This is a genomic window from Rhodococcus sp. PvR044 (genome assembly GCF_040548995.1).
GTDB classification, from domain to species: domain Bacteria; phylum Actinomycetota; class Actinomycetes; order Mycobacteriales; family Mycobacteriaceae; genus Rhodococcus_G; species Rhodococcus_G oryzae.
The window spans coordinates 1-25541 of the sequence record NZ_JBEPSX010000020.1; the positions used below are offsets into that span (position 1 = coordinate 1).

Annotated in this window: 20 protein-coding genes; 8 read left to right on the plus strand and 12 right to left on the minus strand. The window is 70.3% G+C overall.

The genetic code is table 11. From position 1 onward, the window contains the following. Positions 1-97: 97 nt before the first annotated feature. From ABIC28_RS26670 to ABIC28_RS26685, 4 genes are all read right to left on the minus strand, one after another. Positions 98-2203: a 3-hydroxyacyl-CoA dehydrogenase NAD-binding domain-containing protein gene (locus ABIC28_RS26670; protein ID WP_354581738.1), complete on the minus strand. Its 2106-nt coding sequence runs from the start codon at positions 2201-2203 to the stop codon at positions 98-100. Positions 2204-2205: 2 nt separating this feature from the next. Next, a complete protein-coding gene (locus ABIC28_RS26675; protein WP_097211292.1) occupies positions 2206-3411 on the minus strand; it encodes a thiolase family protein in 1206 nt (401 codons plus the stop codon). A 70-nt stretch (positions 3412-3481) separates the two neighbouring features. Next, complete coding sequence (locus ABIC28_RS26680) at positions 3482-4753, minus strand: HRDC domain-containing protein (RefSeq protein WP_097211293.1); 1272 nt, start codon at positions 4751-4753, stop codon at positions 3482-3484. A 54-nt stretch (positions 4754-4807) separates the two neighbouring features. Further along, positions 4808-6232, minus strand: coding sequence for a WS/DGAT/MGAT family O-acyltransferase (locus ABIC28_RS26685; protein ID WP_097211294.1), 1425 nt, complete (start codon positions 6230-6232; stop codon positions 4808-4810). Between the two features lie 81 nt (positions 6233-6313). Here ABIC28_RS26685 and ABIC28_RS26690 point away from each other — a divergent pair, with 81 nt between their 5' ends. Beyond that, entirely contained in the window at positions 6314-7579 is a 1266-nt protein-coding gene (locus ABIC28_RS26690) for an alpha/beta hydrolase (RefSeq protein ID WP_097211295.1), read from the plus strand. On the opposite strand, the gene ABIC28_RS26695 is transcribed toward ABIC28_RS26690, so the two are convergent. Beyond that, the gene (locus ABIC28_RS26695) at positions 7548-8141 is read right to left on the minus strand and encodes a DUF3000 domain-containing protein (RefSeq protein ID WP_077041436.1); all 594 of its coding nucleotides are present in this window, start codon (positions 8139-8141) and stop codon (positions 7548-7550) included. The two genes, ABIC28_RS26690 and ABIC28_RS26695, sit on opposite strands and share 32 nt — an antisense overlap. A 115-nt stretch (positions 8142-8256) precedes the next feature. On the opposite strand from ABIC28_RS26695, the gene ABIC28_RS26700 reads away from it, so the two are divergent. From ABIC28_RS26700 to hemQ, 4 genes are all read left to right on the plus strand, one after another. Continuing rightward, a complete protein-coding gene (locus ABIC28_RS26700; protein ID WP_097211296.1) occupies positions 8257-8949 on the plus strand; it encodes a hypothetical protein in 693 nt (230 codons plus the stop codon). A 102-nt stretch (positions 8950-9051) separates the two neighbouring features. Continuing rightward, positions 9052-10149: a uroporphyrinogen decarboxylase gene (gene hemE / locus ABIC28_RS26705; RefSeq protein ID WP_373560240.1), complete on the plus strand. Its 1098-nt coding sequence runs from the start codon at positions 9052-9054 to the stop codon at positions 10147-10149. Beyond that, complete coding sequence (locus tag ABIC28_RS26710; RefSeq protein ID WP_354581742.1) at positions 10146-11501, plus strand: protoporphyrinogen oxidase; 1356 nt, start codon at positions 10146-10148, stop codon at positions 11499-11501. The genes hemE and ABIC28_RS26710 overlap by 4 nt, the downstream gene beginning before the upstream one ends. Positions 11502-11505: 4 nt before the next feature. Further along, positions 11506-12201 carry a hydrogen peroxide-dependent heme synthase gene (gene hemQ, locus ABIC28_RS26715; RefSeq protein ID WP_077041439.1) on the plus strand — a complete coding sequence of 232 codons (696 nt, stop codon included), beginning with the start codon at positions 11506-11508 and terminating at the stop codon, positions 12199-12201. A 6-nt stretch (positions 12202-12207) separates the two neighbouring features. Here the strand turns inward: hemQ and ABIC28_RS26720 are convergent, their stop codons facing one another. Further along, positions 12208-14649, minus strand: coding sequence for a hypothetical protein (locus tag ABIC28_RS26720; RefSeq protein WP_354581745.1), 2442 nt, complete (start codon positions 14647-14649; stop codon positions 12208-12210). Between the two features lie 160 nt (positions 14650-14809). On the opposite strand from ABIC28_RS26720, the gene ABIC28_RS26725 reads away from it, so the two are divergent. Then, a complete protein-coding gene (locus tag ABIC28_RS26725; protein ID WP_354581770.1) occupies positions 14810-17086 on the plus strand; it encodes a molybdopterin-dependent oxidoreductase in 2277 nt (758 codons plus the stop codon). 4 nt (positions 17087-17090) lie between these two features. Here the strand turns inward: ABIC28_RS26725 and ABIC28_RS26730 are convergent, their stop codons facing one another. Further along, entirely contained in the window at positions 17091-17681 is a 591-nt protein-coding gene (locus ABIC28_RS26730; protein ID WP_097211301.1) for a DUF1707 SHOCT-like domain-containing protein, read from the minus strand. 35 nt (positions 17682-17716) lie between these two features. Beyond that, positions 17717-18982 carry an MFS transporter gene (locus ABIC28_RS26735; protein WP_097211302.1) on the minus strand — a complete coding sequence of 422 codons (1266 nt, stop codon included), beginning with the start codon at positions 18980-18982 and terminating at the stop codon, positions 17717-17719. Between the two features lie 123 nt (positions 18983-19105). On the opposite strand from ABIC28_RS26735, the gene ABIC28_RS26740 reads away from it, so the two are divergent. Together ABIC28_RS26740 and ABIC28_RS26745 are read left to right on the plus strand one after the other, a co-directional pair. Further along, positions 19106-20056, plus strand: coding sequence for a LysR family transcriptional regulator (locus ABIC28_RS26740; RefSeq protein ID WP_097211303.1), 951 nt, complete (start codon positions 19106-19108; stop codon positions 20054-20056). A 79-nt stretch (positions 20057-20135) separates the two neighbouring features. Next, positions 20136-21386, plus strand: a complete 1251-nt coding sequence (locus ABIC28_RS26745; RefSeq protein ID WP_354581748.1) for a serine hydrolase domain-containing protein — start codon at positions 20136-20138, stop codon at positions 21384-21386. Positions 21387-21393: 7 nt separating this feature from the next. On the opposite strand, the gene msrB is transcribed toward ABIC28_RS26745, so the two are convergent. The 4 genes from msrB to ABIC28_RS26765 form a co-directional block, all read right to left on the minus strand. Beyond that, positions 21394-21813, minus strand: a complete 420-nt coding sequence (gene msrB / locus ABIC28_RS26750; RefSeq protein ID WP_354581750.1) for a peptide-methionine (R)-S-oxide reductase MsrB — start codon at positions 21811-21813, stop codon at positions 21394-21396. Between the two features lie 61 nt (positions 21814-21874). Then, positions 21875-23113, minus strand: a complete 1239-nt coding sequence (locus ABIC28_RS26755; protein WP_179800511.1) for a glycosyltransferase family 87 protein — start codon at positions 23111-23113, stop codon at positions 21875-21877. 59 nt (positions 23114-23172) lie between these two features. Beyond that, a complete protein-coding gene (locus ABIC28_RS26760; protein WP_257017376.1) occupies positions 23173-24744 on the minus strand; it encodes an alpha/beta hydrolase in 1572 nt (523 codons plus the stop codon). Between the two features lie 22 nt (positions 24745-24766). Beyond that, positions 24767-25522, minus strand: coding sequence for a pyrimidine reductase family protein (locus ABIC28_RS26765; protein ID WP_354581753.1), 756 nt, complete (start codon positions 25520-25522; stop codon positions 24767-24769). Positions 25523-25541: the final 19 nt, after the last annotated feature.

Below are 25541 nucleotides of genomic sequence, written 5' to 3' on the forward strand. Positions count from 1 at the left end.
CCACAACCCCGCTGTCCCGGGGGCGCCCCCCCCCCCCCGGGGGGGGGCGGGGTACCGGCCCCCCCCCGCGCCCGTTTCGTGATGTGTGCCGTACCAGCTAGACGCTCGCGACGCCCGGCGCCAGGAAGCGCTTGCCGTTCACGGCCTCCGAGGTGCCGGTCCGGTCCAGGTACGGCGTGATGCCGCCGTTCCAGAAGCCGAAGCCGCCACCGAGGATCAGGCAGAGGTCGATGTCCTCGGCCGCCGCGACGACACCCTCGTCGAGCATGATCGCGATCTCCTCGGCGAACGCGCGACGCGTGCGCTCGAGGACCTCCTCGGCGGTGGACGCCTTGTCGCCCTGGGGCCACAGCGCGGCGACCTCGGGGTCGACGACCTGGCCGTTCTCGCCGTAGGTCCACACGCCGGGCTTGCGGGCCTCGACGAGCGCCTCGAGTCCGGGCGAGCTCGTGAACCGCTCGGGGTACGCGGCCTGCAGGGTCTCGCCGGTGTGCAGCGCGACCGCGGGACCGACGAGGGCCAGCAGGGTGAACGGGCTCATCGGCATGCCCAGCCCGCCAACCGCGTTGTCCGCGACGTCGAACGGGGTGCCCTCGTCCACCACGGTCATGACCTCACCGAGGGTGCGGGTGACGAGGCGGTTGAAGACGAATCCGGCCTTGTCGCCGCACAGCACGGCCGACTTCTTCAGCGTCTTGGCGGTGGCGAAAGCCGTTGCCAGCGTAGCGTCGTCGGTCTTGGCGCCCTTGATGATCTCGAGCAGGGGCAGCACCGCGACGGGGTTGAAGAAGTGGAAGCCGACGACCCGCTCGGGGTGCTTGAGGTCGGCCGCCATGTCGGTGATCGACAGCGACGAGGTGTTGGTCGCGAGGATCGTCTCGGGGGCGATGAAGTCCTCGAGCTCGGCGAAGATCTTCTTCTTCAGGTCGAGGTTCTCGAAGACGGCCTCGATGACGAAGTCGGTCTTGGCGAACGCCGACTTGTCCAGCGAGCCGGAGACCAGTGCCTTGAGGCGGTTGGCGGCGTCGGCGGACAGCCGTCCCTTGCCCTGCAGCTTGTCGATCTCGGTGTGGACGTAGCCGACGCCCTTGTCGATGCGCTCCTGGTCGATGTCGGTGAGGATCACCGGGACCTTGAGCTGGCGCACGAACAGCAGCGCGAGCTGGCTGGCCATCAGGCCGGCACCGATGATGCCGACGCCGGTCACCTTGCGCGCCAACGACTTGTCCGGCGCGCCTGCGGGACGCTTCGCCCGCTTGTTCACCAGGTCGAAGGCGTAGAGGCCTGCGCGCAGCTCGTCGGCCATCAGCAGGTCGGCGAGCGCCTCGTCCTCGGCCGCGAAGCCGGCGTCCAGCGAGGCCGGATCGGTGAGGTCGGTGCCGCGGGCCAGCTCGAGCAGCTCGATGGCCCGGACCGCGCCAGGGGCGTTGTTCTTCGTCTTGCCTGCGACGATGGCCTTCGCGCGGGCGATGGCGTCGTCCCAGTCCTTGCCACGGTCGATCTCCTGGCGGGCCGGGGTGATCTCCCCCGCGAGGACCTGCGCGGCCCAGCCGAGGGACTGCTCGATGAAGTCGGCGGAACCGAACACCGCGTCGACGACGCCGAGCTCGAGGGCCTTCTTCGGGTTGATGACCCGGCCGTTGTTGAGCGGGTTCTCGATGACGAGGGTGACCGCCTTGTCGGCGCCGATCAGGTTCGGCAGCAGCTGCGTGCCGCCCCACCCGGGAACCAGGCCGAGCATGGTCTCGGGCAGGCCGAGCGCGCCCGCGCTCTCGGATGCGGTGCGGTAGTGGCTGTGCAGCGCGACCTCGAGGCCGCCGCCGAGCGCGACGCCGTTGACGAAGGCGAAGGTCGGAACGTTGGACTCGCGCAGGCGACGGAACACCTTGTGGCCCAGTCGGCCCAGCTCGAGGCCCTGCTCGCGGCTGGTGATGGACGGCACGCCCTTGAGGTCCGCGCCCGCGGCGAAGATGAACGGCTTGCCCGTGATGGCGATCGCCGTCGGGTTCGCGGCGAAGGCCTCGTCGAGCGCGGCGTCGAGCGCGGTGAGTCCGCCGGGGCCGAACGACGACGGCTTGGTGTGGTCGAAGCCGTTGTCGAGGGTGATCAGGGCGACCTTGCCCTCGATCCCGGGGACGGACACGAGCTTGGTGAACGCGTTCGTCACGACCTCGTCGGCGAATGCGGTTGCGATTTCAGACATGGTTACTTGGCTCCGTCGAAGTTCGGGTTCTCCCAGATCACGGTTCCGCCCATGCCCAGACCGATGCACATGCTGGTCAGGCCGTAGCGGACGTCGGGACGCTGGGCGAACTGGCGGGAGAGCTGCGTCATCAGACGCACTCCCGAGGAGGCGAGGGGGTGGCCGCACGCGATGGCGCCGCCCCACTGGTTGACGCGCGGGTCGTCGTCGGCGATGCCGTAGTGCTCGAGGAAGGCGATGACCTGGACGGCGAAGGCCTCGTTGAGCTCGAAGAGCCCGATGTCCTCGATCTTCAATCCGGTACGGGCCAGCAGCTTCTCGGTGGCAGGGACCGGTCCGTAGCCCATCACGGCCGGGTCGACGCCCTGGTAGGCGAAGCCGACCATGCGCATGCCGATCGGCAGGCCGAGCTCGAGGGCGGTGTCCTCGCCCGCGAGGATCGCGGCGGTGGCGCCGTCGTTCAGACCCGCCGCGTTGCCTGCTGTGATCCGGCCCGCGGGACGGAACGGGGTCTTGAGGCCGGCGAGGTCCTCGACGGTGGTGCCGGGGCGCGGCGGCTCGTCCTCGGTCGCCAGGCCCCAGCCTGCGGCCGAGCGGGTGGCGACGGGCACAAGGGTGTCGGCGATGAAGCCGGCCTTCTTGGCTGCCTCGTACTTGTTCTGGCTGTTCACGGCGTAGGCGTCCGTGCGTTCCTTGGTGATGGTCGGGAACCGGTCGTGCAGGTTCTCGGCGGTGTTGCCCATCACCAGCGCGCTCTGATCGACCAGGCGGTCGGCCAGGAAGCGCGGGTTGGGGTCGGCGCCCTCGCCCATCGGGTGACGGCCCATGTGCTCGACACCACCGGCGATCACGACGTCGTACTGGCCGAAGCCGATGCCGGACGCGGTGGTGGTGACGGCGGTCATCGCGCCCGCGCACATGCGGTCGATGGCGAAGCCGGGCACGGTCTCCGGGAGGCCGGCGAGGATTCCGGCGGTGCGGCCGATGGTCAGGCCCTGATCGCCGGTCTGCGTGGTCGCGGCGATGGCGACCTCGTCGATGCGGGCGGGGTCGAGCTGCGGGTTGCGGCGGAGCAGTTCGCGGATGGCCTTGACGACGAGGTCGTCGGCACGGGTCTCCGCGTACATGCCCTTCGGTCCGGCCTTGCCGAACGGGGTACGGATGCCGTCGACGAAGACGACGCTGCGCTGTGATGCGGGAGCAGCCACGCTGGATTCCTCCTGGCTGGAGTGGACGAACGGCCGGACACGACGTCCGGCACGTCCACTCTAGCGCGTATTACTCACCAGTAACATGGGTGGGTGCCGTGCGCAGTGCCTCCGCGAGCAGGGGGGCGGTCAGCTCGCGCTGCCACGGCCTGGCACCGCCCGCCGCCAGTGTCTCGTCGATCTCGGCGGTCACCCGTGTGAGGTCTCCTGGATGATCGGCGGGATCGAAATCCCAGCACAGGCGCCGGACGAGCTCGGGGGTGAGCAGGTTCTCCACCGGGACCTTCACCCGCTCTGAGAGTTCGGTGATGGCCGCGCGGGCCGCCGTCAGCCGTTCCGCGGCCTCGGGATTGCGTCGTGACCAGCGGTTGACCGGCGGCGGACCGGTGAACGGCTGCGTGACAGGGGGGAGGTCCTCGGGCGAGAGTGCCCGTGCCCGTTCGAGCGCCTGCATCCACAGCGCAGAGGACCGGCGCTGACGAGGTCCGCCGAACACCGGTAACGCCCGCAGCGCGTCGACGGTCCTCGGGTCGGCGGTCGCCGCCGCGACGATCGCCGAGTCGGGCAGGACCCGCCCCGGCGCGACGTCGCGCTTGCGTGCCAACTCGTCCCGTGCGGTCCACAGTTCGCGCACCGCGGCCAGCTGGCGCGGCGACTTGAGGGAGTGGATCTGCGACGTGCGTCGCCAGCGGTCGGGCTTGGGCTTCGGCGGGCCCGCGAGCCGCACGTGCTCGAATTCCTGCGCGGCCCAGTCGGTCTTGCCCTGCGACTCCAGATCCTCGGCGACGGCGTCGCGCAACTCAAGGAGCACCTCGACGTCGAGTGCCGCGTAGTTCAGCCAGGTTTCCGGCAGCGGGCGGTTGGACCAGTCGTCGGCCCCGTGCCCCTTCTTCAGTTCGAACCCGAGCGTGCGCTCGACGATCGCGGCCAGACCGACCCGCTCGTAGCCGGCCAGCCGGCCCGCGAGCTCGGTGTCGTAGAGGGCGGCGGGCCGCATGCCGAGCTCGTCGAGCCCGGGGAGATCCTGATCGGCCGAGTGCAGCACCCATTCGAGCGGGTTGATCACCTCGGCGAGCGGGGCCAGGTCGCCCGCGATCGGGATGGGATCGACCAGGACGGTGCCCGCGCCGGCCCGCCGGAACTGCAGCAGGTAGGCGCGGTTCGAGTACCGGAAGCCGGATGCGCGCTCGGCGTCGACCGCGAGCGGGCCGGTGCCCGCGGCGAGCCGGTCGACGGCCGCGGCCAGCAACCGGGTCGAGTCGACGAGCTCGGGGAGCCCGCCTTCGGGGGTCAGGAGCGGCACGGCGGTGCGCTCGGGGGCCTGGTCGCTGACATCGGACATGAACAATGACCTTACGGCGCGAACCCGGCCGCTTCAGCAGACGCCGGGTGCGCGTCACGTCCGGGCGGACGTGGCCTTGCGCTTGCGGGTCTTGGCGCGGGCGGCCTTGACCATCTCGTCGAGGGCGGGCCCGAAGGCGTCGGCCAGGTCCCACAGCTCGGGAGCGAGCTCCGGGCAGGACATCAGGCCGACGTTGAGCCTGCCGTCGAGGGACATCACCGTCGCGTTTAGTCCGGCGCCGTGGAAGATCGGTCCGAGCGGGAACATTGCCACGATGCGCGCGCCGAGGAGATACAGCGGGACCGGCGGACCCGGGACGTTGGAGACCACCAGGTTGTGCACCACGGGATGGCGTTCGGCCAGCTTGAGCGAGGAGTAGACCCGCATCGCCGGGCCGAAGGCCGCGGGCGCCGCGAACTGGGACCAGTCCTGGAGCAGGCTGGCGCCGAGCGAGGCATTGTGCGACTTCACCATGGTGTTGTGCGCGTTGGCCTCGGTGAGCCGGGTGACGGGGTCGCCGATCTGCGTGCCCAGCTGGGTGAACATCCCCGAGATCTGGTTGGTCCCCGGCCGATCGGAGGTCTCGTGCACCGAGACCGGGACCATCGCGACCAGCGAGGTGTCGGGCAGCTCGTCGCGGTCGGTGAGGTAGCGGCGCAGCGCACCGCCGACCATCGCCAGCACCACGTCGTTGACCTTGACGCCGAAGGCGTCCTTGACCAGCTTGACCTTCGCGAGATCCAGCTGTGCGTAGGCGATATTGCGGTGGCCGGTCAGGGCCCCGTTGAGGGAGGTCCGCGGCGCGGTGAAGGGCGCGGGCATCGCCTCGCCGCGTCGCGCGCGGGTGATCCATTTCGGCAGCAGCGCGAGCCCGCTCGGCAGTGCCCTGGCCAGCTGGAGCGGGCGGCTGACGAAACCGACCAGGCCGCTGACGGCGAGATCGAGGGTGTCCGCGTCGCCCGCCGTGCGCTGGTCGGGGTCGACCTCCGGTCGCGGCGCGTCGGGGGACAGCCCGCACAGTTGCGCCATCATGCTCGCCCCGGTCACGCCGTCCACGTTCGCGTGATGCATCTTCGACATGATCGCGACGGTGCCGTCCTCGGAGCCCTCGATCACCCACATCTCCCACAGGGGGATGGTGCGGTCCATCTGTTGGCCTGCGATGTGACCGCACAGGTCGGCGAGCTCCTTGCGGCCGCCGGGGCCGGGTACCGCGATCCGGTGCACGTGCCGGTCGATGTCGAACTCGGGGTCGTCGACCCAGACCGGATGGTCGAGGTTCAGCACGGAGTCGTGCAGTTTCCTGCGGAAGACGGGCATGCCCTGTGCCCTGGCGGTGAGCTCCGACTTGAAGGAATCGAAGTCGTACCCGCCCGGGATCGTCGAGACGTCGAGGACGATCAGCCCGCAGACGTGCAAGAGCTGGGTGGGGGTCTCGAGATAGAGGAACGTTGAATCCAGACCGCTCAGTCTCTCCATGTCCCAACTTTAGAGGCGCTTCTACTATTGAATCGGGTGAACGGAAAAGCCCGCTTCGGGCGCAGGGGTGAAAGAGGTCACATGACACGGGGTTTCCTGATCCGGCAGGCGGTCAACGCGGCGCTGACGGCCAACGCGCTGCGACCCGTCCCCGGTATGTGGGCCTCCGTGCCCGCCTTCCTCGCCGGCTGGCTGACGTCGGAACTGGCGCCCCAGCAACTCGGGGCGACGGTCCTCGACGCGGGTGTCCACCTGGCCCGCCACGGCGTGTCCACGCGTAGCGACCGGCTGGGTCTCGCGCTCGCGGCCGTGTCCGCTGCCGGGCTGACGGCGGCGATGGTCTCGTCCCGTCGCGCGGGGCAGGAGATGGCGGACGCACTGCGCGAGATCGGCGTGGACGATCCCGGTGCAGGCAGCCCCATCGACTGGCGCTCGAGCAGCAGGCCGTTCCGGATGCTCCGCGAGGATGTCGCGAGGGTCAGCAACCTCGAGTACGCGCCCGGCGGTGCCCGGTTCCGCGTGGACGTCTACCACCACCGCGACCTACCGCCGAACGCGCCGATGCTGCTGCAGATCCACGGCGGCGGCTGGGTGATCGGCAGCAAGGACCATCAGGGCCTGCCGCTGATGGTGGAGCTGGCCTCCCGCGGGTGGGTGTGCGCGGCGGTGAACTATCCGCTCTCGCCGCGCGCCAGCTGGCCCGCCCATCTCATCGCGCTCAAGCAGGCCGTCGCCTGGCTGCGGACGAACGGCGACAAGTACGGCGGCGACCCCGATTTCCTCGCAGTGACGGGCGGCTCGGCCGGTGGGCACCTGGCCGCGATGGTCGCGCTCACCGCCAACGACCCCGGGCTCCAGCCGGGTTTCGAGGACATCGACACCTCGGTGTCGGCCTGCGTACCGATGTACGGGGCCTACGACTTCGCCGCGGAGACGGGCATCAGGCAGGTGCGGGCCCGTGTCGAGTCGAGGATCAGCGAGATGGTGCTCGGCAAGGGCGCGCGATTCCCCGAGGACTACCTGGCCGCGTCGCCGCTGGCGAAGGTGCGCGCCGATGCGCCGCCGTTCCTCGTCGTGCACGGGACCCACGACTCGCTGCTGCCGGTGGCGGAGGCCAGGGAGTTCGTGGCGAGGCTGCGGGCTGTCTCGACCAGCCCGGTCGCCTATGCGGAACTGCGCGGCGCGCAGCACGCCTTCGACATCTTCCACTCGATTCGCAGCGACCAGGTGATCCGCGCGATCGCGGCGTTCCTCGATTCGGTCCGGGCGGGCAGGGCGTCCGGCGCGGAGCCCGCGCAGCGCCCGCACACTGAGCTCAACCCTTCGACGGACTCCCGAGCTGGGTGACGCCGACCGGCGGCAGGCCGGCGGCGTAGGCCAGCACCTCGCAGAACGCCTCCACATGGGGGCCGAGTTCGATGGAGGTCGCGGTCCATGAGGCGCGCAGTTCGAGCTGATGCGCGTGCGGCGGTCCCGCGATGTCGCCGTACCGCACCGAGCTGGTCGCGGTCACGGTGCCGCCGAGCGCGGTCATCGGTTCACCGCGGGTCTCGAGCGCGTCTACCAGCCAGCTCCAGGCGACCTCCGGCAGCAGCGGGTCCGCGGCGAGATCGGCGTCGAGGTCGGCCTGGATGTACGCGACCAGCCGCATGGTGCCGTTCCAGGCCTCGTCGCCTTCGGGGTCGTACAGCAGGATCAGCCGTCCGAAGGCGTCACCCTCGGACTGTTCGGCCACGATGTCGGACTCGGGATGCCGGACCTCGGCGCCGAGCGCGTAGCTGTACGGAGCCAATCGCTGCGGTGGCCGGATCGGACCGATCTCGATCTGCGGGTGCACCGCGGCCTTCTGCATCGCAGCTATCGCGCTGCGAAACTGAGCAGGCTCGGCAGGGGATCCCGACGTGGTCACAACGCGGACGTTAGACCTGCCCCGATCCTCGCCGGTGGAGGCGCGCCGGTTCTAGCGGCATCGGCTCCCGGCGCTCCGCGTCGCGCGTTGCTCCCGCCGAAGGCATCATGAAGAGGTGGACCAGCTGCTCGGGTTTCTCTCGCACTCCTGGTGGCTGCTGTTCGTCTTCGGCGGCAGTATCGGCGGGGCCGTGAAAGCAGTCGGCGCGGCCAACCGGCGCCGCGCCGAGCGGCGACTGGAGCGCTACCGGCTGAAGCAGCAGACGAAGATCGAGATTGCTCGCGCCAAGGCGCAGATCCACACCGACGAGCGGACCCAGCGACGCGAGATCGCCAAGATCGTCGACGAGCACGATCAGACCGATGCGCGCTGGTTCGGCTACGAGATGAGCCTGGTGACGCTGCTCGACTTCCCGATGATCACGGACATGCGCGAGCCGCTGACGGTCGAGTTCCACAAGGCCAAGCGACGCGCGGACCTGCTCCGGCCGGAGGACCCGGAATCGATGGTCGGCAACCACGAGGCGCAGGTCGAGTACCGCGACGCCGTGCATGGCTACGCGATCGCCTTCGATGTCTGCGAAGCGGAGGCGAAGCGACGGCGTCGCAGCGGATTCACCGCTCGCGAGCAAGAGCGGCTGGTCCGTGCCCAGCGGCTGCTGCGGCTGGCCATGGACGAGGGGGCCACCCAGGAAGAGCGGCAGAGCGCGTATGCGAAGGCGCGTAAGGACCTCGACGGGCTGATCGTGCTGCCGGCCGGTGCACGAGCACAGCTCGAGCACCGGATCGCAGGCCAGATCGGTGCATGAGTCGCCCCGGCCTGCCCGCCACGGCTGGAGTCGGGTTCCCGGTCGCGGATCTGGCAGCATGACCGGGAAAGGAAACTTGGCGGGCGACGAGCGTTGGGACATATGAGCGACCTGGAAGACACGAATGCGGCCATGACCACCGGCGCGCAGTACCCGTACCGGCGAATGCTGCCCCAGGCTCCGCTGCTGGCGGCCGCGACCGGGCGCACACCGGCACACCGTCCGGTGTGGTTCATGCGGCAGGCCGGCCGGTCGCTGCCCGAGTACCGCGAGATCCGGGCCGGGATCGGGATGCTCGAATCCTGCTTCAATCCCGAGCTGGTCTGCGAGATCACCATGCAGCCGGTCCGCAGGCACGGGGTGGACGCGGCGATCCTGTTCTCCGACATCGTCGTCCCGCTCAAGGCGGCGGGCATCGACCTGGACATCGTGGCAGGCACCGGACCCGTCGTCGCCTCGCCGATCCGCTCGGCGGCCGATGTCGCGGCGCTGCCGCGGCTGCGCACCGAGGAGGTTGGCGCGGTCACCGCGGCGATCTCGCTGCTCACCAAGGAACTGGGCGAGACCCCGCTGATCGGGTTCGCGGGGGCGCCGTTCACCCTGGCCTCCTACCTGGTCGAGGGCGGTCCCAGCCGTAACCACGAGCGCACCAAGGCGCTGATGCACTCGGATCCGCAGACCTGGCACGCGCTGCTCGGATCGCTCGCGGACACCACGATCACGTTCCTCAAGGCGCAGCTGCACGCAGGCGTCGACGCGGTGCAGCTGTTCGACTCCTGGGCCGGTGCGCTCTCGCTCGCCGAGTACCGCCAGTTCGTGCTGCCGCATTCGGAGCGGGTGTTCGCGGAGGTCGCCGAGGCAGGAGTGCCGCGGATCCACTTCGGTGTGGGCACCGGCGAACTGCTCGGTGCCATGGGCGAGGCGGGCGCCGACGTGGTCGGCGTCGACTGGCGGATCCCGCTCGACGAGGCCGCCCGCCGCGTCGGCCCCGGCAAGGCGCTGCAGGGCAATCTCGACCCGGCGGTGTTGTTCGCCGGCTGGGATGCCGTCGAACGCGAGGTCCGCCGGGTGGCGGGCGAGGCGGACCGGGCCCTCGCGGCGGGTGCGATCGGCCACATCTTCAACCTCGGCCACGGGGTGCTCCCTGACACCGATCCGGGCGTGCTGACCGCGGCGGTGGAGCTGGTGCACTCGCTGTGACATCGGTCGCCGTCATCGGTGGGGGCATCTCCGGCCTCGTGGCCGCGTATCGACTGCGTCAGCGGCTCGGGCCCGACGCCGTCATCACGATGGTCGAGGCGTCGGGGCGCGTCGGCGGCAAGCTGCGGACCACGCAGTTGGCCGGCGACGGCGTCGACGTCGGCGCGGAGGCCTTCATCGCGCGGCGGCCCGAGGTGCCCGCGCTGCTCGCCGAACTCGGCCTGTCCGACCAGATCGTCGCCCCGGCCGGGGTGCGCCCGCTGATCTGGTCCGGGGCCACGCTGCACCCGCTGCCAGGGGGCACCCTGATGGGCATCCCGGCGGGACCGGAGTCGATGGCGGGACTCGTCGATGAGCAGACCCTGGCCCGGATCGCTGCCGAGCCGGGCGTTCCGCTGGACTGGCGGCCCGGCTCCGACACCGATGTCGCGACCCTTGTCGGTTCCCGCTTCGGCGAGCAGGTGGTGCGTCGCTCGGTGGACCCGCTGCTCGGCGGCGTGTACTCGGGACTGTCGGACTCGATCGGCGTGCGCGCGGCGCTGCCGACCCTGGCCGCGGCGCTGGACCGCGGCGCCGCCAGCCTGTCGGCGGCGGTCGCCGAGGCGATGCCGGAGCCGAAGCCCGGCCCGGTGTTCGGCGGGCTTCGCGACGGCTACGGCGTGCTGCTCGACGCGCTGAAGGAAAGGGCAGCCGCGACGGTGCTGCGCGCGGACGCGTCGGGCCTGTCCCGCTCGCCCGGCGGGACGGGTTGGTGGATCGATCCGGTCGGCCGGGTCGACGGCGTGGTGCTGGCCGTGCCGGCGCCGTCGCTGGCCGCGCTGCTGTCCGAGGTCGCGCCCGTCGCGAGTGCGGCCGCCGCGCAGATCCCGCTGGCCTCGTCCGTCGTCGTCGCCCTCGCGCTTGCCGATGCGGCGCCGCTGCCGCAGAACTCCGGCATCCTGGTCGCCACCGGGGAATCCGTGCGCGCCAAGGCATTCACGCTGTCCAGCCGCAAATGGCCGCACCTGGCCGAGCGCGGCGGGGCGCTGGTGCGGGCCTCGTTCGGTCGGTTCGGGGACGCCGACATCGTCGACGCCCCCGACGCCGAACTCGTCGCGGCCGCCCGCGCGGACCTCGAGACGGTCACCGGCCTTCGGGTCGATCCGGTCGACGCGGTCGTGCAGCGCTGGCACGGTGGGCTGCCCCAGTACGGGCCGGGCCACCTCGACCGCGTGCAGGTCATCGAGGAGTCGATCGGCGCGCTGCCCGGGCTCGCCGTCGCGGGGGCACTGCTGCACGGCGTCGGTGTGCCCGCCTGCGTGGCGGCGGCGACGACGGCGGCGACCACGGTCGCGGAGCAGATGGCACGATAGAGCCATGGCACGCCTCGATTACGACAAGCTCAACTCCACGCTCCGCTACGCGATGTTCTCGGTGTTCCAGGTGCAGCCGGGCGTCCTCGAAGAGGACCGCACCAAGGCGATCGACGACGCGAAGGCGTTCTTCGATTCCTTCGAGGATACCGACGCGACCGTCCGCGGCGTCTACGACATCGCCGGGATGCGCGCCGACGCGGACTTCCTGATCTGGACGCACGCGGAGAAGTTGGAGGATCTGCAGAAGCTCTACGCCGACTTCCGGCGCACCACCATCCTCGGTCGCGCGAGCGACCCGGTGTGGAGCAACGTCGCACTGCACCGCCCCGCGGAGTTCAACAAGAGCCACCTGCCCGCGTTCGTCGCGGGTGAGGAGCCGGGTGCCTACATCTGCGTGTACCCGTTCGTGCGGTCCTACGAGTGGTACCTGCTCCCGGACGACGAGCGCCGCAAGATGCTCGCCGACCACGGCAAGGCGGGTCGCGGTTACCCGGACGTGCGCGCGAACACCATCCCCGCCTTCGCGCTCGGCGACTACGAGTGGATCCTCGCGTTCGAGGCGCCCGAGCTCGACCGGATCGTCGACCTGATGCGTGACCTGCGTGCCACCGAGGCGCGGATGCACGTGCGCGAAGAGGTCCCGTTCTTCACCGGGCCCCGGGTGGACGTCGAGAAGCTGATCGCGTCCCTGCCCTGATCGGCCTCACGCCTCGATAATCCGCCGCAACTCCGCGAGTGCGTCCCGGTACTGCGGGGTGCGGACGTAGCCGCTGTGGCCGGCGACGGTCGGCAGGTATCCGGACCTGTCGACCTCGTCGGCCCGTACGTCCACCCGGTTCGGGAGTCGTGAGTACGCCGGGAAACCCAGGTGGTCGGTCTCGCGCCACAGGTTGATCCACCGCGGGCGCCCCGGGGTTCCTCGGAGCAGGCCGGCCAGCGTCTGCGCGCGGGGATGTGCCGCCGGGCCGGCGTCGTCGCCCAGGAACTCGTCGGGCGCGAGCGGGCGCGCACCCGACGCGGGCGCGTTCGCGATGGCGTCGGGTCCGAACAGTTCCGGGAAGATGCGGCCGAAGTAGGCACGCAGTTGGCAACCGTAGGTGAGCAGGGCGCCGCGCTCGGCCAGTGCCTCGGACCGTGGGTCGAGGAGCGCCGCGACGGCGAGCACGGACCCCATCGAATGCGCGGAGAGCACCACCCGGTTCCCGTCGTCCGCGCGGAGCCAGGCGTCGCACCGGGCGACGAGTTCCGGTACCGCCCGCTCCGAGTAGCTGGGCGGGCCGAACGGGTGCGCGGCCCGCGGGACCACACCCAGCAGATCCCACACGATGCCGAGCGGCCTGCCGCTGCGTGGTCGAAGGGCTAGGGCGCCAACCAATGCCGCCGCGAGTGCCGCGGCGAGAAGCGCGCCCCATCCGGTGGGGAGTTGCAGATACGCGCGTTCCCCGTCGCGTGGCCGGGGCAGCAGCGGCAGGATCACGCAGGGGAGCAGCGCGAGGAGGGCTAGCGCGGCGAGCACGCCGATCGCCGGTTCGGCGCGATGGGCGGCGTTGGCGAGTCGCTCGGCGGGGACGGTGTCGGGGTCCACGAGCGCGATCGCATCCGCAGTCGCCGGGGACGGCGTGACACCTCCGCCGCGGGCCCGGATGAAGGCCGCCCACCGAACGGCACAGCACCCCGCAACCACGAGCACGACGACCAGCACGGCGGCGGCCGCGACCAGGCCGACGCCGAACCAGCCGAAGATCGGCGGGATGCGGATCTCGGTCTGGCAACCCGCAGGGTCGTCCGACACCAGCTCCGCGGCCCCGCCGGAGCCGTTGAGCCAGTTGCCGACGCCGACCACCACGAGGTTCGACAGCAGCATGGCGCCGCCGAGGGCCAACAGCAGGAAGACGCCGACGGCCCGGCCCGACCAGGCCTGGAATTCGCTGCCGGGCAACGCGAGTGCGAGCAAGACGAGGAAGACGGCCGCGCCCGCGATCACCGCAGGCCCCCGCTGCCCGCAGAGGTACGCGACCGCCGCCACGCCGAGTGTGGTAGCCAGCGCGATCGTCCACCACGGCGACATCCGCCGGATCGAGAGTCCGGCCAGCGCCAGCGCCAGCAACACGAGGACGAGGACCGCTGGCACCGCGACCAGGCCGTCCAGCCTCGGCGCGTCCCCGTCGGGAGCGTTCGGGTCGTGGGGCCCGAACGCGAGCAACAGCGACTGCGCCACGAAGGCCGTCGCGCTGACCGCGACCACAACCCAGGTCGCCGCGGGCACGCCCTCCTCCGCGCGGGAGACCGGCACGTCCACACCACGCTCGCTCGTGAGCACCAGCCGCACCGCGCCCGCGACCATCGCCAGCACGGCGACGATCGCGATCGCCGAGAAGGCCCAGCCGAATCGCTCGTCACGGGGCGGGGCGAACAGCGCGGACATCGCCACGGTGCCCGCCACCCCCGCGGCGATGTGGATCATCGAGGTCTCGGTGGCGTGGCCGCGGTTGTTCCAGAACCCGTGCCGCCGCAGAACCGGTGTGGCATCCGCCGACTCCGCGGTCTGCCGAGCGCCGTCCACGTCGTAGCGGGTCCGCGACCGCGCCGAGACGAACCACAGCACCGCCAGCGCGGCGGCGGGCACCAGCAGGGACACCGCCAGTCGCCGTTGCGGGGGCAGATTCGCCAGGGCCTGGAACTGCGAGGGCAGGTTCCCGGACTCGTGCTCCAGATACTGCAGCGCGATCAGGTCCGAGGAGACCGTCACCACGGTGCTGACGAACAGCAGCGTGAGGCCGAGCCCGAACAGTCGGACCACGGTGGCGGTCCGGCGCACCTGGGCCGGGGTGGTGCAGAGATTCCGCGACCAGTACGCCAGGTTCGTCAGCCCGTAGGGCATCACCAGGCACCAGGCCGCCCTGATCACCACGGCCAGCACCGCCTGACCGAGGGGTGCCGTGCCTCCCGGTGTCGTGCGCGCCAGCCCACCCCACGAGTAGGCCTCGCGCCGGACGCCAGGCGGGGTGTACCCGCGCTGATCGGGGGTGAGCTCGGCCGCGGCGTCACCGTCGACGGTCCAGAACCCGGCGAGCTGGTCGCCGATCACCCGGTGCACTTGGTCGGCCTGCACGTCGAGCATGTCGTGCGGCGGGGTGTTGCTCACCCCGTGAATGCGAAGTTCCAGGACATGTGGAGCCGGTCCGTCGCCGCGACTCATGAATCAGGCATACACCCAAAACCGGGCGCTCGAGGGTGTTCGGGGCGGCGCCTGCGCTGGTGGCAGACTGGCCGCCATGAGTTCGGGAACCACGCGCCGCCAGCACATGGCGCATTGGGGCATGTTCGAGGCGGAATCCGACGGCACCGAGGTCACCGCGGTGCACCCGTACCCCGGTGACGGCGATCCCTCACCGATCCTGGCCAACACGGTCGGCTCCGTCCGGCATCGCTCGCGGGTGGCGGGACCGGCCGTCCGGCGTGGCTGGCTCGAGCGGGGTCCAGGGCCGTCCGAGGGGCGGGGATCCGACGAGTTCGTCGCGGTGTCCTGGGACGAATTGGCCGACCTACTCGCCGGTGAGCTGCGTCGCGTCGTGGATACGCACGGCAACCGCGCGATCTTCGGCGGCTCCTACGGCTGGTCCTCGCCCGGCCGTTTCCACCACGCACAGAGCCAGGTCCACCGATTCCTCAAGATGCTCGGCGGCTACACGCGCTCCGAGCACAGCTACTCGCTTGGCGCGACCGGCGTGATCATGCCGCGCGTGGTCGGGACACACTGGAAGATGTTCGCCCGCTCCACGAACTGGGACGTCATCGCCCGCGAGACCGATCTGATGGTGTGCTTCGGGGGAGTGCCGCTCAAGAACACCGCCGTCAACGACGGCGGCACCAGCCATCACCCGACCCGCGGCGCGCTCGATGCGCTGCGGGCGCGGGGCGGCCGGATCGTGTCCATCAGCCCGTTGCGCGACGACCTGCACGGCGAGGCGGAGTGGCTCGCACCGCGTCCGGGGACCGACGTGGCCATCATGCTCGCCTGCGCCTACGTGCTCGCCGACGAGGGGCTCGCGGACCGGGAGTTCCTGGACCGCTACTGCACCGGCTATGAGGTGTTCGAGCAATACCTGCTGGGCGCGGCGGACGGCGTCGCCAAGACGCCCGAGTGGGCGGCAGAGCTGTCGGGCCTGCCCGCCGACGCCATCGCGGACCTGGCCCGCCGAATGGCCGAGGGGCGCACCCTGATCTCGGTCACCTGGTCGCTGCAACGGGTGCGACACGGCGAGCAGGCTCCGTGGGCGGGCATCACCCTGGCCGCCATGCTCGGCCAGATCGGTTTGCCGGGAGGCGGTTTCGGGCACGGGTACGGCTCGATGAACGAGCCGGGTCTTGCGCCGGTGCCGTACCCGCTGCCGACCCTGTTCCAGGGGACCAACCCGGTGTCGGACTCCATCCCGGTGGCGGCGATCTCGGACCTGCTGCTGAATCCGGGGCAGGAGTACGACTTCGACGGTCAGCGCCGCACCTTCCCCGACATCCGGTTGGTGTACTGGGCCGGGGGCAACCCCTTTCATCACCACCAGGACCTCGGTCGGCTGCGCCGCGCGCTGGCCAGGCCGGACACGATCGTGGTGCACGATCCGTACTGGACGCAGATGGCCAAGCACGCCGACATCGTCGTTCCGTCCACGACGTCCCTCGAACGCGAGGACCTGTCCTGCACGCGCAACGATCCGCTGATGGTCGCGATGCACGCCGCCACACCGCGATTCGCCGATGCCCGCGACGACTACGACACCTTCGCCGCGCTCGCGCACCGGCTCGGGTTCGGGGAGCGGTTCACCGAGGGCCGCACCGCGGGGCAGTGGATCGAGCACCTCTACGGCCAGTGGCGCGGGTACGTCCTTGCGGACGGAGGGGAGGCGCCGGAGTTCGACGAGTTCTGGCGGCGCGGGCACGTCCGCATGCGCACCGAGGAGGAGCTGACGCTCTTCGAGGAGTTCCGGGCAGATCCCGAGGCCAACGCGCTGCGCACCCCGAGCGGCAAGATCGAGATCTTCTCGGCAGACATCGACGGCTTCGGCTACGAGGACTGCGCCGGACACCCGACCTGGTACGAGCCGGAGGAATGGCTCGGTGGACGGCGGGCCGAGGCCTTCCCGCTGCACCTGATCGCGAATCAGCCGAAGACCCGGCTGCACAGCCAACTCGACCACGGGGCCACCAGTCAGAATTCGAAAGTGCGGGGGCGCGAACCGATCCGGCTGCACCCCGACGACGCGGCCGCCCGCGGTATCGCGGACGGGGACGTGGTCCGGGTGTTCAACGACCGGGGCGCCTGCCTGGCCGGGGCGGTGCTCGACGAGGGCGTGCGGGTCCGCGTCGTCCAACTCTCGACGGGCGCCTGGTTCGATCCGTTGGACCCCGCCGACCCGGATTCGATGTGCGTGCACGGCAATCCGAACGTGCTCACCGCCGACGTCGGCACCTCGAGCCTGGCGCGCGGCTGCACCGGTCAGCACGTACTCGTGCAGGTCGAGCGGTTCGATGACGAGCTGCCGCCGATCCGCGCCTACGACCCGCCCACGATCCGGCCGCGCTGAGCGGTCAGATCGTGTCGGGTTCGCGCTTGGTCTCGAGCTGGTGTATCCGCTCGGTGGCCTCCTGGAGGCGCTTCTTGCGTGATCGGGCTTCCGAGGTCTTCAACTCCTCGTAGATCTCCTCGTCGTCGTCGCTGAAGCTGAGGATCATCCGGGGGAGGCTCAGAGTGACGATCAGTGACGGCCAGACGACCCAGGCGTAGTCCCAGTCGATGACCAGTTGCAGTACGAGGAAAGTCACGAGGGTGATGCCGAAGATCACTCCGTCGAGCGAATCGATCAATCCGCCGCGCCTGCGCAGGGAGGAGAGCTCCGCCTCGGCACTGGGTGACGTGGTCAGGGCCGCGGGGGTGGTTGCGCCGACCGGGATCTTCCGGAGATGGCCGTCGACCTGCTCGAGCGGCATTCCGCCTGGCAGCCCCAGGAAAGCGCCGCGCATGACGTCGAGGGTGCGTGCGGAGGCGATCGCTTCCGAGCGGTCATAGAACTCAGTGGTGTCCAACCGTCCTGCGGCGTAGTGCTCGCTGATGACATTCAAGGCGTGCATGCGCTCGTCATCGCTGAGGAGTAGGTCTTCGCGGTCGGATTCCTCTGTCACGTAACGACTCTCTCTGTGGGTGATGTGTCAGAACCTCAATCGAGAATCCTATCGAGTCGTGCGGCCGGGACGTCCTCGGCCGACGAGGCCACGGGTTCGGGCATGTGTGTCCGCCGGGGTAGCAGGAGCGGGGTGGAGAGCAGGAGAACGCCGGACATGGTGATCGCGGTGAGTGGACTGGTGAGTGTGGCGAGGACTCCCCAGATCACCATGAGGGTGGCCTGGGTGAGTTTGCTGCTGACACTCCATGCGGTGAGGACCTGTGCGGTGTGATCGGCGGGAGTGCGCTGCAGGCGTTCTGTCGCGTTGATGGGGTTGAAGACACCCATGCAGGTGATCAGCAGGCCTTCGACGACGATCACCGTGAGGAGTCCGGCGATCCCCGGTTGGGTGAAGGCGAGGCCGAGCGGGAAGATCGAGCGCAGCCAGCCGGAGACGATCAAGACCCGGCGCCTGCCGTGGCGGGCGACGAGGCGCGCCGACAGGCGGGCACCCACGAAGCCGCCGAGCGCCGGGATGCCGAAGGCGAGACCGTATTGCCAGGCGGGGAAACGGTATTCGCCCAGCAGGAGGACGGCCAGGAGTGGGAGGGTGGCCATGATCAGGCCGCTCACCAGGATCGAGTTGAGAAACAGGCGACGTAGGACTCGGTCGTGCAGGATGAATCGCCAGCCGCCCAGCAGGTCGGTGGCGCGCAACCTGGTGGCGGTGTCGCGGGGCGCTGCGACGTCGCTTCCACGGATGCGGAGGACCCCGAGCGCGGACAGCAGGAAGCTGAGCGCGTCGGCGGCGACGGTGACGACCGGGCCGAGCAGCCCGACGAGCGCGCCGCCGATGGGCGGTCCCGCCGCGGTCGCCACCCAGCTCGTGCCTTCGAATCTTCCGTTCGCGACGAGGAGGTGCTCGCTGCGGACGAGATGTTTCAGGTACGCGCCGGAGGCGGCGGTGAAGACGATGCTCGAGGTTCCGGAGACGACCGAGACGACCAGCAGTTGGCCGTAGGTCAGTGCGCCGAGGAAGTACGCGATGGGAACGCTCGCCATCGCGAGGAACCGGGCCAGGTCCGAGGCGATCATCACCGGCCGTTTGGCCCGGTGCTCGACCCACGGCCCGAGCGGGACCGCGACGATCGCCGCGACGGTGAGTCCGGTCGCTTCGAGAAGCGAGACGGCGAATGCCGGTGAGTGCAGCACCTGCACCGCGATGAGGGGGAAGGCGCCGAAGGCGATCCACGTGCCGTATGTGCTGACGGCATAGGCCGACCACAGCCAGCCGAAGCTGCGCCCCAACTGCACGCGCATGCGACTCCTTCGTAACAACCGATGTTCGGGTCTGTCGATCACATCAGTCGCACCGATGCCCGATCAAACAACTGCATCGCTGGCGAGCCACAACGATCGGTTGTGCAAGGATAGGCTGGGGCGATGGATACCGAGGCAGTGCGATCGTTCGTGCGGGCGGCTGAGCTCGGACAGCTCCAACACGCGGCCAACGAGCTGGGCGTGACGCAACAGGCCGTCTCGAAGCGGATCGCGACCCTGGAGCGGGAGCTCGAGGTCCGGTTGTTCACCCGTACCGCCCGCGGGGTCGAGCTGACTCTCGACGGCCAGGCCTTTCTTCCTCACGCACGAAGCATCGTCACGGGTGTCGATCGCGCCGTCACCGCGATCAGACCGGGCTCGCGGGCCCTTCGGATCGACGTCCTCGGCCTGCGATCCGCGCAGGCCGTTGTCCTGCACGAGTATTGGCGGTCGCATCCCGACACCGAGCTCGACGTGGTGACCCTCAAGGTCAACGACCCTCGGGTCGTGGTCGCCGCCGTCGAAGCAGGCGATATCGACGCCTCGTTCCGTACGGTCACCGATCCGGCCGCGTTGCCGCGCGACCTGCGCATGATCCACGCGTTCGACTCCCCGCTGGAACTCCTTGTCGGCCCGAGGCATCCCCTCGCCTCCGCACGATCACTGACGCCACCACAACTGCGCAGGCATCGGATCTGGGTGCCGGGTATCGCGCCCCGAAGCGAGTGGGGGGACTTCTACGATCAGCTCGCCACCGAATTCGACCTCCGCATCGACGCGGCGGGCCCGCACTTCGGCGACGAGGTGCTCCTGGACACCCTCGCGGACTCCGCAGACGTGGCCACCCTCGTCGGGGCACGCGACCGGTACATCTGGCCGACGAACCACGACCTGCGCCGCATCCCGATCGTGAATCCGACGCTCGCATACCCGCTCTCGCTCATCCTCCCCAGAACGAACCCACATCCGGGACTACGGGCAATCATCAACCACCTCGCAAGCCTGACACCCCTCGCGGTGCCGGCCTGGCGCCCGTACTGGGCAACGACCCCACCCGGTGTCGACGGCGACTGATCCCGGCGACGTCGTCGACGATCGTCGGGCCCGCCGTTTTGCCGGTACGCGGCACCACGGCGGCGTACGGTCGTCAGGCATGGACCGTCGTGCGGTGACCTGTCGACCACGCCATCTCCGAGCGGCCGGCGCCGCATTCGCCCTGACCCTGCTGCTCGGTGCCTGTTCCTCGGACACCGGATCGGACTCGGGCACCACCTCCGCAGCCGCCTCGCCCGCAGCGTCCGCCCCCGCGATCGACGATGCGACCCTGCAGTCGACCGTGCAGGAGGCCGCCAAGCAGTTCATGGTGCCCGGCGCGGTGGTGTTGCTACGCACCCCTGAGGGTGAGCAGACAGTCACCTACGGCACGACCGAACGCGACGGCGGTGCGCCGGTGACCCTCGACGACCACGTCCGGGTCGGCTCGAACACCAAGACCTGGACAGGAACGGTGATCCTGCAGCTGGTGCAGGAGGGCAAGCTCGCTCTTGAGGACCCGGTCTCGAAATACCGGCCCGAGGTCCCCGCCGGCGACGGCATCACGATCGAGCAGCTGCTGAACATGCGCAGCGGGCTGTTCAACTACAGCGAGACGCTCGAGCTGAACGAGTCCCTCGACCGGGATCCGCAGAAGGTGTGGGCGCCTGAGGAATTGCTGTCGCTGGCGTTCGCGCATCCGCCGTACTTCCCGCCCGGGCAGGGCTATCACTACTCGAACACCAACTTCGTCCTGCTAGGCCTGATCGCCGAGCAACTCGACGGCAAGCCGCTGCCGGAGATCTTCCGGGACCGGCTGTTCACCCCGGTCGGCCTGGAACACACCGAATTCCCCGCGTTGACCTCGAACGCCATCCCCACCCCGTACTCGCGCGGCTACATGTTCGGCGACAACGTGCTGACCATGACCGACCCCGCGCTTCCGCCGGACATGCAGGCCGCCGCGACTGCAGGCACCCTGGCGCCGAACGACGTCACCGACGGCAACCCGTCCTGGGCGTGGTCGGCAGGATCGGGCATCTCCACCGCGCACGACCTCGCGACCTGGGCGGAGGCCCTGGCCGACGGCAAGTCCCTCGACACGGACATGCAGGCACGCCGCCTCGCGAGCGTGCAGCCGGTCGACCCGAGCACGCCGGACGGACCGGGCTACGGCTGGGCGATCGCCAAGATGGGCCCGCTCTACGGCCACACCGGCGAACTGCCCGGCTACAACTCGTTCATGGGCTCCGACGAGGAGAGCGGCATCACGCTGGTCGTCTGGACCAACCTCGCGCCCGGCGCCAACGGTCAGGACCCGGCCAGCACCATCGCCAAGACGATCATCGAGAAGATGTTCGCCCCGAAGTGAGCGCGACTCAGCCCTGCGGCACCATGCGAAGCGAGATCGAGTTGATGCAGTAGCGCTGATCGGTGGGGGTGGGATAGCCCTCGCCCTCGAAGACGTGGCCGAGGTGGCTGTGGCAGTTCGCGCACAGCACCTCGACCCGGCGCATCCCGAGGGTGGTGTCCTCGCGCAGGATCACCGCGTCGGAGTCTGCCGGGTCGAAGAAGGACGGCCACCCGCAATGGGATTCGAACTTCTCCGTGCTGGTGAACAGCAGCGCGTCGCACGCCCGGCAGTGGTACTCGCCGACGGTGGTGGTGTCGGTGTACTCGCCGACGAACGGGCGTTCGGTGCCCGCCTCGCGGAGCACCGCGTACTCCTCGGGGCTCAGGCGTTCGCGCCACTGCGCGTCGGTGAACTGGACGGGTGCCGGATCTGCCGCGGAACTCATGGCACCACGGTACTCAGGCGGTCCACACTTGTCGGCTCAGCCGACGGCTACATGTGTCGGCTCAGCCGACGGCGACCTTCGTGCGCTCCTCGATCAGGAATGCCGGGTCGATGCCGCCGTCCAGCCTGTTCTCGCGCTTCGCGATGAGGTACCGGCCGAGCAGGACCGCGAAGATCACGATGAGGAGCAGGCTCCAGCCGAGGGTGGTCTTCATGTACTCGGCGGCGCGGCCCGCGGCAGGCCACCGCAGTGACAGCCAGCTGTCGTAGCTCATGAACCCGTAGACCGCCAGCCAGGCGGGCCAGTTCCGCATCACCGAGTTCCGCAGCACCACGCTCATCAGCAGCGGGAACATCATCATCGAGTAGTACATCTGGCCGAGCGAGCCGAGCAGGAACGACGCGGTCAGCAGCACACCGGAGGCGGTGGTGACGAAGAAGAGCTGATCGTCGCGGTAGTAGCGGTACAGCAGCCACAGCGACACAAGAACCATCACGCCGAACATGGCCCGCAGCCCCAGGACCAGCAGGTCGGGCAGTCCGTAGTAGGCGCCGTTGCCGACGATCGCGCTGTTGAAGTAGTCGCGGGACTCCGCCAGGTATGGCGCGGTGCGCCGCACGAAGTCCATCGGGTCGGCCGACAGCGGCCAGGCGATCGCGGTGAGGATCAGCGGGATGCCGAGCGCGGTCACGAAGACCTTCCACTGCTTGCTCACCAGCGGCAGCAGCAGCAGAGGCCAGAGCACGGGTTTGACCGCGAACGTCAATCCGAGCGCGACGCCCGACCACGCGTCCTTCTTGCGCAGCAGCAGGTACATGAACGCCACCTCGCCGAGCAGGACGAGGCCGTTGATATTGGTGAAGACCAGGGTGTTGGTGACGGTCTCGGACGCGAACATCGCGAACAGCAGGATCGGCGCAGCGATGGAGTCGAGCGCCAGGTTGAACATCTTCAGCATCAGGTAGCCGGCGACGATGATGGCCGCCGCGTTCACGAGGATGAACAGCCAGCGCGAGCGCTCCGGATCGATGAGCGCGATCGGGGCGATCAGCAGGGTTCCGCTGGGTGGGTACAGGTAGTGCGGATCCACCCAGTTGAAGTTTGCGGTGTAGACCGGCCGGTGATTGAGGAAGGCAAGTGCCGCCTTGTAGACCGGCGCGAAGTCGTCCGTCCGGAACCCGTTCACCGCCTTGACGAGCACTCGATGCAGCACCGTCATGATGGCGATCGGCCACAGCGCGAACTTGACCACCTCTGCGGTCGTCCGGCCGGTGCGCGGTTCGAGATGTCGAAGGAACACCGTGGCACGGTACACCGAGCGGGCGGCCGGGCGTTCGGTTGACACTCCGCGACGCCGCCTCAGCCCGGGCAGGCGCCGCCGTCCGGGGGCAGCACGCCGGTGCCCGCGTACCCCGCGATGGCGAGCTGCCCGCAGCCGGAATGCGTCGACACCGGATGCCCGCTGCCGAGCCAGGCGACGGTCGCGTTGGCGGCACCAGCGGCCGCGACCGCCCCGGTCACGGAGCCGGCCCCGGCGCTGCCGACGACCGGGTCCGCGGCCCCGCTGAGCGTGAGCACCGCGACGTCGAGTGTGGCGGGCAGCTCCGGCGGCGGAGTGGTGGGCCACGCCGTGCACAGCAGCAGCGAGAGCGCGGCGTCCGGCCCGAAGACCGGGTACTGCTCGGCCCAGGCGGTCCGCAGCTCACGGGCCCGGCCTGGCGTCGGCCACTGACTTCCGTCGGAGCAGCGCGCGATGAACTGCCCGTCCGAGTCGGTGGCGGCCGCGGTGTGCCCGATGAGGGAGTCGAGCGGGCCGACGTCGCCGCGGCCTGCCGCGGCCAGTACGTCCGAGAACTCGCGGACGCGGGCCTGCTGATCGCCGCGCGGTGCGCCGAGGAAGCCGGTGAGGGCGGTCAGTACTCCGTTCGAGGAGACCGGGGCCAGCTCGCCCGCCGACGCGCGGCGGACCAGGTCGGCCACCGCCGACCGGGGATCGGGGCCAAGCGAGCAGGCGAGCGCGGCGCACTGCCGGGCGAAGGCGGCCAGCGCCGCCTCCTGCCCCGCGACGCGGGACTCGGCGGCGGTCACGGCGTCGGCGCGAACCGAACCGGGGGCGTCGAGGACGAGCCGGGAGAGCCGATCCGGGTGCTGCGCCGCGTACGAGAGCCCGACTGCCGCGCCGTTTCCGGTGGTGAGCAGGCCCAACCGCTCGACGCCCCATGCCTTGCGCAGCTGCTCGAGGTCGTCCGCGGCGTGTGCGGCGTCGAAGTCCAGTTCCTGCGGCTGCAGGAAGTCGGTGCAGCCGACCGTGGCGTCGCGGCTGAGCGTCATCACCTTGTCCGCGGCGTCGCCGCCGTCGGGGTCGGGCGGGGAGAACTGGCCGAGGTCGAGCATGGCCTTGCGCAGGCCAGGGGTGTCGATGCACTCGATGGTGGTCGAGGTCCCGATCCCGCGACGGTCAACGGCCACCACCGGCCGGGTGGCCAGCAGGTCGGTGATGGGACCCGCGGCCAACGCCGCGAGGGTGGCGGTGGAGGCCCGGTCCGCGCCGGAGGTGAGGACGAGCGGGCCGGCGTCGGCCGGGGTCTGCGGGAGCCTGGCCCTGGATACCCCGAGGCTGAAGGTGCCGGGGATCGGGGAGGACTGGTCGATCGGGGCCGCGAGCTGTGCGCATTCGATGATCAGCCCTGCCGGTCCAGGTCCGAGACCGAGCGTGTCCAGGGTGGTGCGGGTGCAGTCGCTCCAGTCGAGATCCGTGCGGGGCACCTCGAGCGGGGGCGGCTCCTGCTCGGCGTCGGCGGTCCGGCCCGTCGTCTCTCCCGGACGCTGCGCGACCGCGACATCGGGGCGAACGCTCGGCCCGACGCTGCAGGCGCAGCAGACGGCGAGTACCACGGCGAGCGGCCACGTCCTGCGCAGTGGGGATGTCACGGTGCACAGCCTGCCAGGTCGCTCAGCCGTTCCGCTCGCGTACCCAGCGCGCGAGCAGCGTGCCGTCCTCGTCCCCGAGCAGGTGCGCCCGTCGCATCGCGGTCGGGGCGGCGTCGGGGGAAAAGGCGATCCGCGGTGCGGTACCGGCGACCAGGAGTGGGGCCGTGGTCAGGCACAGCTCGTCGACGGCGTCGGCCGCCAGCAGCTGTCCGAACAGTCCCGGCCCGCCCTCACACAGCACGCGTGCGAGGCCGAGCCCGTGGAGGGTGTCGAGGATCGCCGCAGGCGGCACGGTGGACTCGCCGAGTTCGAGAACCCGCGCGCCCGCCGCCTCGAGCCCGGCCTTCCGATCCCGGGGTGCGTCGGCGGTGGTGAGGATCAGGGGTGCGGTGGTGTTGTCGGTCAGCAAGCGGGACGCAGGGTCGATGTCGGCACTCGCGGTGACGACGGCGATGGGCGGCACGTCCGCCTGGCCGCGCTCGCGTCTGCGTGCGCGGCGCTCCGCCGTGACCCGGGCGCCGCCGTAGTTCTCGGCCCGCACCGTTCCTGCGCCGACCAGGATCACGTCGGCCAGCTCGCGCAGGACGCCGAACAGGCGCTTGTCGGCCGGAGTACCCAGTCCCGCGGACGTCCCGTCGGCGCTCACCGCGCCGTCGATGCTGGAGACGAAGTTGACCCGGACCCACGGCGCGGACGTCGTGTCCGGATAGACGTGCAGGTCGCGGAGTTTATCGTCGTCGAGCGGTGTGAGGTGGGTCGCAATATCGAGGCGCTGCATATGGGAGATGACAGCACGT

Coding starts and splice junctions, on each gene's coding strand:
- ABIC28_RS26670 (WP_354581738.1), bottom strand. CDS start 2,203: ATGTCTGAAATCGCAACCGCATTCGCCGACGAGGTCGTGACGAACGCG.
- ABIC28_RS26680 (WP_097211293.1), bottom strand. CDS start 4,753: ATGTCCGATGTCAGCGACCAGGCCCCCGAGCGCACCGCCGTGCCGCTC.
- ABIC28_RS26685 (WP_097211294.1), bottom strand. CDS start 6,232: ATGGAGAGACTGAGCGGTCTGGATTCAACGTTCCTCTATCTCGAGACC.
- ABIC28_RS26690 (WP_097211295.1), top strand. CDS start 6,314: ATGACACGGGGTTTCCTGATCCGGCAGGCGGTCAACGCGGCGCTGACG.
- hemE (WP_373560240.1), top strand. CDS start 9,052: ATGAGCGACCTGGAAGACACGAATGCGGCCATGACCACCGGCGCGCAG.
- hemQ (WP_077041439.1), top strand. CDS start 11,506: ATGGCACGCCTCGATTACGACAAGCTCAACTCCACGCTCCGCTACGCG.
- ABIC28_RS26725 (WP_354581770.1), top strand. CDS start 14,810: ATGGCGCATTGGGGCATGTTCGAGGCGGAATCCGACGGCACCGAGGTC.
- ABIC28_RS26735 (WP_097211302.1), bottom strand. CDS start 18,982: ATGCGCGTGCAGTTGGGGCGCAGCTTCGGCTGGCTGTGGTCGGCCTAT.
- ABIC28_RS26740 (WP_097211303.1), top strand. CDS start 19,106: ATGGATACCGAGGCAGTGCGATCGTTCGTGCGGGCGGCTGAGCTCGGA.
- ABIC28_RS26745 (WP_354581748.1), top strand. CDS start 20,136: ATGGACCGTCGTGCGGTGACCTGTCGACCACGCCATCTCCGAGCGGCC.
- msrB (WP_354581750.1), bottom strand. CDS start 21,813: ATGAGTTCCGCGGCAGATCCGGCACCCGTCCAGTTCACCGACGCGCAG.
- ABIC28_RS26765 (WP_354581753.1), bottom strand. CDS start 25,522: ATGCAGCGCCTCGATATTGCGACCCACCTCACACCGCTCGACGACGAT.